Consider the following 5087-nt stretch of genomic DNA (forward strand, 5'->3'; position numbering starts at 1 on the left):
CCCCGTCCCGCCCGGGACGTTACCCACCATGCGCTCGCTCGCGTTCCCGGGGGACTACTTCCTGGAGCTGTGAGGATGGGGGGATGCGATCGGTTTCCCACGTCTACCCGGGCGATCTCACGTTCCGCCGTGCGACCAAGGCCGACGTCGCGGCGATCGTCGAGCTCGTCGAGTCCGCGTACCGGGGGGAGCCCAGTCGCGCGGGGTGGACCACCGAAGCCGACCTGCTCGCCGGGCGGCGCACCGACGCCGCCGCGGTCGGCGCGGCATTGGCGGCGCCGGACAGCGTGGTCCTGCTCGCGCAGGACCCGGACGGAACCCTCCTCGGCTGCTGCCACGTGGAACGACGGGTCGAGCCACCGGCCCGGTCGGAGCACGCGGTGACCGCGGTGACCGCGGTGGCCCGGTCGGGGCATACCACCCGTGGGCAGGCTGACGCGGAGCGGTGTGGCCCGGATGCATCACCGTCGACCGGGTCCTACTTCGGCATGTTCGCGGTAAGCCCGACCCGCCAGGGCAACGGGCTCGGCGACACGCTGCTGCGGCTCGCCGAACGGCACGCCGTGACGGCCTGGTCCGCGGCCTGGATGGGCCTGCTGGTCATCGCCCAACGGGCCGAACTGATCGCCTGGTATCAGCGGCGCGGATACGTCTTGACCACCAGAACGAGCCCGTTCCCCTACGACGACGAACGGTTCGGCCTGCCGCTGCGACCGGATCTCTACTTCGCCGTCCTCCGCAAGAGGTTCGGCGACCGTCCGGGGTTCAGCGACCGCTGAGCGTGCCGGACCGTCCGTGCCGGACCGTCAGCGCGTCTCCGGCGAGGTCGACGACCACCGCGGAACCGTCGTCGACCTCGCCGGCGATCATCTCCCGCCCGATCCGGGTCTCCACCTCGCGTTGCAGGTAGCGGCGCAGCGGGCGGGCGCCGTGGACTGGGTTGTAGCCCTGACGGGCGATGAACATCCTGGCCGGCTCGGTGATGTTCAGGGTGATGCGCCGATCCGCCAAGCGGGCCCGCAGGTCGTCCACCAGCAGGTCGACGACCCGCTCGATCTCGGGCAGGGTCAGCGGGGAGAACAGCACGACTTCGTCGACCTGGTGAAGGAACTCGGGCCGGAAGGCCCGGCGCAGGTCGGCCGTGATCCGAGCGCGGACCTCGGGTCCGGCCGTCCCGTCAGCGTCCGGACCGCCCGTGAGCCGTTCGGACCCCACGCCGGAGGCCAGGATGACGACGGTGTCGCGGAAGTCGACGGTGCGTCCCCGGGCGTCGGTGAGCCGACCGTCGCCCAGGACCTGCAGCAGGACGTTGAGGACGTCGGCGTGTGCCTTCTCGATCTCGTCGAACAGCACCACCGCGTAGGGCTTGCGTCGTACCGCCTCGGTGAGCTGCCCGCCCTCGACGGGCCCGGTCTGGCCGGGTGGGGCGCCCAGTAGCCGGCCGACGCTGTGCCGCTCCTGGTACTCGCCCAGGTCGATGCGGATCAGACTGTCCTCGGAGTCGAACAGGGCCGTCGCCAGGGCCCGGGCCAGCTCGGTTTTCCCGACCCCCATCGGCCCGAGGAAGAGGAATGACCCGATCGGGCGGCGCGGGTTCCCGATGCCCGCGCGGGCCCGGAGCACCGTGTCGGCGACGAGCCGCACCGCCTCGTCCTGTCCGACGACCCGGGCGCGCAGGACCTGGTCGAGGCGTCGCAGCTTCTCCCGTTCCCCCTCGAGGAGCCGGGCCACCGGGATCCCCGTCCAGCGGGAGACCAGATCGGCGATCTCGTCGGCGGTCACAATCTCGCGCAGCAACCGGTGGCCGCCCCGCCGGGGGGTGAGCCGTTCGGACTCGTCGGCGAGCCGCCGGTCCAGTTCGGGCAGGCGGGTGTGGCGCAGTTCCGCCGCGGTCGCCAGGTCGTGTGCCCGTTCGGCCTCCTCGGCCCGCCGCCGGGCCTGTTCGATCTCCTCCCGCAGCCCCCGGACTCGCCGAATGGCCTGGCGTTCGGCCTCCCACCGCGCGCGCATCGCGTTCGCCGCGGCCCGCACGTCGGCGAGCTCCCCACGGAGCTGGTCCAGCCGGGCGATGCTCGCCGGATCGGATTCCTGCGCGAGCGCGGCCTCCTCGATCTCCAGTCGGACCACCCTGCGGGTGATCTTGTCGAGGGCGGTCGGCATCGAGTCGATGTCGGTGCGCAGCATGGCGCCCGCCTCGTCGACGAGGTCGATCGCCTTGTCCGGCAGGAAACGGTCGCTGATGTACCGATGGGACAGCATCGCCGCCGAGACCAGTGCCGCGTCGGCGATCCGAACCCCGTGGAAGATTTCCAGCCGTCCTCGCAGCCCGCGCAGGATAGAGATGGTGTCCGTCGCTGATGGTTCATCGATTATGACTGTCTGGAACCGGCGTGCGAACGCGGGGTCGGACTCGATCTGCCGGCGGTACTCCTCGAGTGTCGTCGTCCCGATCAGGTGCAGGTCGCCGCGGATCAGTAGCGGCTTGAGCACGTTGCCGGCATCCGTCGTCCCCTCGGCGGCACCCGCCCCCAGGACGGCGTGCAGTTCGTCGACGAACAGCAGGATCCGCCCCTCGGACGCCGTGACCTGGGCCATAACCGCCTTGAGTCGTTCCTCGAACGCACCGCGGTGCGCCGTCCCGGCCGCCAGCGCGCCCAGGTCGAGCTGGAACACCCTCCTGTTCCGCAGGCTGTCCGGAACGTCCCTGCGGAAGATCCGGTCGGCGAGGCCCTCGACGATCGCGGTCTTGCCGACTCCGGGGTCGCCGAGCAGCACGGGATTGTTCTTCGTCCGGCGGGACAGGATCTGGATCACTCGGCGGATCTCGGCGTCCCGCCCGATCAGGGGGTCGAGGCGGCCGTTGCGGGCGTCGGTGACGAGGTCGCGTCCGTACTTTTCCAGCGCGTCGTCCGTGGCCGTCGGCGAGGCGGAGATGATGCGCCGGTCTCCGCGCACCCGGGTCAGCGCGATGAGCAGGCGTTCCCGGGTCAGACCCTGCTCGTGCAGAATCCGGCCGGCCGGTGTCGTGGGTCCCTCCTCGAGCAGGGCCAGCAGCAGGTGCTCGACCGAGATGTACTCGTCGCCCAGGCGGTGTGTCTCCCGTTCGGCGGCGTCGAGGGCCCTGGACAGACGCTGCGTCATGTACACCTCGCCCGGTCGGACCCCCGGTCGGACCCCCGGCCCGGACACCCGCGGTCTGCGCTCCAGCTCCGCCTCCACCGCACCGGTGAGGGCGGGTGGGGTACCACCCGATGCGATCATGAGGCGCGGGACCAGTCCGTCCGGCTGCTCGACGAGCGCGGCGAGCAGATGTTCCCCGTCGACCTCGGTGTGGCCGAACCGCATCGCCCTGGTCTGGGCCGCCTTCAACGCGTCCTGGGAGCTCTCGGTCAGCTTGGTCGACTTCATCGGTACTCCTCGCCGGGGCCGGCACGGCCGGGGCCGTCGCGATGGCCGCGGATGCGCTGTTCGAGTTCGTCGATGCGGTCGCGCAGGTCCAGCACGACGCCGGTGGCCGCATAGGTAATGCCGAGGTCGTGGCGCAGCCGTTCGATGCGCACCGCCTGCCCGACCGCGCAGACCGGCAGCCACCACTGCCCCGCCTGGCCGACGCGCACGTCGAGCAGGCCGAGGGCGACCAACCGGCGGACGATGTCCGGGCCCAGCCGGGTGCGCAGGCAGAAGGAGTCCAGCCCGAGAAGATCCAGACCGGGTTCGACGCCGCCCAGGTGGGTGATCCCGGTGACCGGGACGGTCGGGACGGTCGGGTCGGGATCGCTTCCGGCTGCCCTTCCCACGATTACCTCCTGCTTATGGGCCGATCCGGTGGTCCCCCGCCCACCTGGGGATGTGGAGGGCCGGTCCGGAGGAGCACACCGCCCGTGCGGCGGAGACCGGGCCTGGGCGCGGGTACGGTCGAGCCGGATCATCTCCGGGTAGCGGTCCGATTACCCATGTGACCGTAGGTCGAACCCGATGGCGTTCGCAACTAGAGGTGACGACTCCACGACGGATAGGTGTGGTTTCCGGGGATGGCCGCGCCCGCCATGCGCCCACGGGCACGACGTCCGATTTCCGCCAGCATGCGAGACGGGACTCGTCGAGAGTAGGTGGAGTGATGACGGACCAGAGCCGCTACGAGGCGCTGCGCAGCCGGGACACGCGCTTCGATGGCGCGTTCTTCTTCGCCGTCACCACCACCGGCATCTACTGCCGCCCGAGTTGTCCAGCCGTCACGCCGAAGCGGGAGAACGTCCGGTTCTTTCCGACAGCCGCGGCGGCGCAGGGCTCGGGCTTCCGGGCGTGCCGGCGGTGCCGTCCCGACGCGGTGCCCGGCTCGGCCGAATGGAACGTTCGCGCCGACGTGGTCGGCCGTGCGATGCGGCTGATCGGCGACGGCGTGGTCGACCGGGAGGGTGTCTCGGGGCTCGCGGCGCGCCTGGGCTACAGCGTGCGGCAGCTTCAACGGCAGATGAACGCGGAAGTGGGCGCGGCACCACTCGCGCTGGCCCGTGCACAGCGGGCGCAGACCGCGCGGGTACTGCTCCAGACCACCGACCTGGCGGCGACGGGCATCGCCTTCGCGGCCGGGTTCGCGAGCGTCCGGCAGTTCAACGACACCATCAGGATGATCTATGCCGCCACGCCGAGCGAACTGCGGGGCGGGCGCCCGGCGCGTCCGGTGACTCCGGCCCGGTCCGCCGTACCGGGTCACAACCGGGATGCGGCTGGGCTGGTGCTTCGGCTCGGTTATCGGGAGCCGTACGCGGTCGACGAACTCGTCGACTACCTTCAGCGACGCGCGATCCACGGCGTCGAGGAGGTCGTCGGCCGGCCCGGTGAGCGAACGTACCGGCGAACCCTGCGGCTGCCGAGAGGAAGCGGCGTTGCGGAGGTCGACGAACGGGCGGGTAACGGAGGGTGGCTGGAGTGCCGTCTGTTGCTGACCGACCTACGCGATCTGACCACCGCGGCGCAGCGGGTTCGGTGCCTATTCGACCTGGACGCCGACCCGCGCGCCGTGGTGGAACGACTGTCGGCGGATCCGGCGCTGGCTGTGCTGGTCGCGCGCAAGCCGGGCCTCGTTT

Annotated in this window: 4 protein-coding genes; 2 read left to right on the forward strand and 2 right to left on the reverse strand. The window is 71.3% G+C overall.

Annotated features, from left to right (window positions below; translation table 11 throughout):
* Positions 1-83 precede the first annotated feature (83 nt).
* Positions 84-779 carry a GNAT family N-acetyltransferase gene (locus tag AC08OJ_RS18450; protein ID WP_476594515.1) on the forward strand — a complete coding sequence of 232 codons (696 nt, stop codon included), beginning with the start codon at positions 84-86 and terminating at the stop codon, positions 777-779.
* Here the strand turns inward: AC08OJ_RS18450 and AC08OJ_RS18455 are convergent.
* Positions 766-3408, reverse strand: coding sequence for an ATP-dependent Clp protease ATP-binding subunit (locus tag AC08OJ_RS18455; protein ID WP_476596393.1), 2643 nt, complete (start codon positions 3406-3408; stop codon positions 766-768). The genes AC08OJ_RS18450 and AC08OJ_RS18455 overlap by 14 nt on opposite strands.
* A complete protein-coding gene (locus AC08OJ_RS18460; protein ID WP_476594517.1) occupies positions 3405-3797 on the reverse strand; it encodes a chaperone modulator CbpM in 393 nt (130 codons plus the stop codon). Before AC08OJ_RS18460 ends, AC08OJ_RS18455 begins: the two co-directional genes overlap by 4 nt.
* A 320-nt stretch (positions 3798-4117) precedes the next feature.
* On the opposite strand from AC08OJ_RS18460, the gene AC08OJ_RS18465 reads away from it, so the two are divergent.
* A partial coding sequence (locus AC08OJ_RS18465) for a bifunctional transcriptional activator/DNA repair enzyme AdaA (protein WP_476596394.1) occupies positions 4118-5087 on the forward strand: 970 nt, incomplete at its 3' end.

This window comes from Frankia sp. CgKIO3 (assembly GCF_977946435.1).